Source organism: Candidatus Cardinium sp. cBcalN2 (assembly GCF_022810445.1).
GTDB lineage: Bacteria > Bacteroidota > Bacteroidia > Cytophagales > Amoebophilaceae > Cardinium.
Map to the genome: position 1 here is coordinate 1 of NZ_JAACGD010000181.1, position 1,278 is coordinate 1,278.

Sequence of the window (1,278 nt, forward strand, 5' to 3'; positions counted from 1 at the left end):
ATCCAATTTTATGGGTCAGGTTTTAAGTTTAGATCTTATACAGAATCTGTCCAAGCATACTTGAAAGTTTTTAGCTAAATAATCATAAAATAACAACCAAAAAACGCAGCTAAAAAAACATGTTATTATATCTGTAAATCAATACAATAAAGCTCTTAAGTTGACGCCATTGTTAGTTCAGTTACAAGGAAGCAAAAAAGCATTAGAAGAAGAAGGCAATAAAAAAGATGAGGAATTAGTTAGATCCTTTATCCGCTTTGGTACAGGTACAGGGGTATTTTTGTCGTCACTGCCATTAGTGGGCCCTGTTAGGGCAACAGTAGCAGGAATAGGAGCAGCAGATCTAAGTGAGGGAAATGAATTAGAGATCATTAAACAAGTGCTATTATTTGGAGCAGTTGGAAAAGTTTTCGAAAAACTCAGAAAAATACCTATAATTAACCAAGCAGAAGGAAAAGTGCTAGCCTGGGTAAGGAATCTAGTTAATCAGGGGAGAGGAGCGGCGAAAGTTAAAATAAAGAATCCTGTTTGTAGTGCTAACTATGAACGAATTTCAAAAAGAGCTCCAGAAATTTTGCGTGGAGAGATTTCTGAAGGAGGTTTCTTAAACTGTGCTGAAAAATATCTTGGTAAGGGATATAAAGAAGTATCCCCTGGTCGATATTTATCAAAGGATGGATTACGTCAGGTGCGTTATGGAGCTCATGAGACAACAGGAAAAATTCATCATGCTCATTTTGAAGCCTATGATAAAGTAGGAGGTACAGTTGTAGAAAATTCACGTGTTATTATTAACCCAACTAAATAATTGATTTTATGTTGTTTTCTGTTATAAAGAAAGTTCTACTACAACAACATCACTTTAATACAGGGAAAGTAAGGCATTACGTCCTAGGATCTATAGCTCCAGATCCTAAGGAGCTGCGTATTGTGTCTTATCAGAATGATCCTGGCTATTACTTATTATATATAGATGCAAAAGGTAAAGAAATAACAGATACTTACCATGACACTATAGAAGCAGCTATTAAACAAGCTGAATTTGAATTTAATGTTCAAAAAAATGAGTGGGAACTAGTATGATTTTCTATTTTATGTGCGTGTTAGTTATGATTTGATCTGACAATAAAATTAGAAAGGAAGTATTCATTAAAGTGTGTCAAAATCGTTTTTAGCGATTTGTAAAAGCCATTCTTGTTTTGACAAAAGCTAATAAGTTATCAAGGATACATAAATTTAGTTTAATTGAAATCTTTGCTTTAAGTGTAGTAGTTGATA

Annotated in this window: 2 protein-coding genes; both read left to right on the forward strand. The window is 33.6% G+C overall.

The genetic code is table 11. The features are described 5' to 3' along the window. Positions 1-169 precede the first annotated feature (169 nt). Positions 170-808, forward strand: a complete 639-nt coding sequence (locus MUW74_RS04215; protein WP_243553105.1) for a hypothetical protein — start codon at positions 170-172, stop codon at positions 806-808. 8 nt (positions 809-816) lie between these two features. Then, entirely contained in the window at positions 817-1,083 is a 267-nt protein-coding gene (locus tag MUW74_RS04220) for a hypothetical protein (protein ID WP_243518792.1), read from the forward strand. Positions 1,084-1,278: the final 195 nt, after the last annotated feature.

Bases quoted from the DNA above. Each gene is read 5' to 3' on its own strand.
- MUW74_RS04220 (WP_243518792.1), top strand. From the start codon at position 817: ATGTTGTTTTCTGTTATAAAGAAAGTTCTACTACAACAACATCACTTT.